General features: G+C 74.9%; 1 protein-coding gene. It reads left to right on the top strand.

Annotated elements, in window-relative coordinates; translation table 11 throughout:
• On the top strand, positions 1–515 hold a 515-nt coding region (locus ACFWA9_RS38490), incomplete at its 5' end, for a carbohydrate binding domain-containing protein (RefSeq protein ID WP_380394129.1).
• Between the last annotated feature and the right edge of the window lie 55 nt (positions 516–570).

Below are 570 nucleotides of genomic sequence, written 5' to 3'. Positions count from 1 at the left end.
GCACCGCCACCCTGAACATCACCACCACCGCCGCGACCGCCGCCGGGACCTACCCGCTGACGATCACCGGCAACGCCACCTCCGGCAGCCACACCGGCACCTACAACCTGACCGTCACCGGGGTCACCCCGCCCGGCGGCCTGGTGAACGGCGGCCTGGAGACGGGCAGCCTCGCCCCGTGGACCTGCCAGAGCGGCGGCGCGGTGGTCGCCACCCCGGCCCACTCGGGCACCCACGCCCTGCAGGCCGCGGCCACCGCCGGCCAGACCGGCCAGTGCCAGCAGACCGTGACGCTGTCGCCCAACACCTCGTACACGCTGAGCGGTTGGGTCCAGGGCAGCTACGCCTACCTCGGCGTGAGCGGCGGCGCCACCGCCAGCACCTGGACGAACGCCTCCGGCTGGACCAAGCTGACCGTCCCGTTCACCACCGGCGCCTCCGGCACCGTGACGGTGTACCTGCACGGCTGGTACGGCCAGGGCAACGTCTTCGGCGACGACTTCGCCATCGCCTGATCCCGCCCTCGACGCCCCACCGTCCCGCCGGGGGCGGCGGGGCCGCCCCGCCCGC

Origin of the sequence: Kitasatospora sp. NPDC059973, from assembly GCF_042737525.1 — a bacterium.
Classification (GTDB): Bacteria; Actinomycetota; Actinomycetes; order Streptomycetales; family Streptomycetaceae; genus Kitasatospora.
Note: the sequence above shows the minus strand (reverse complement) of the source record. Positions and strands in the feature narration are given on the sequence as shown.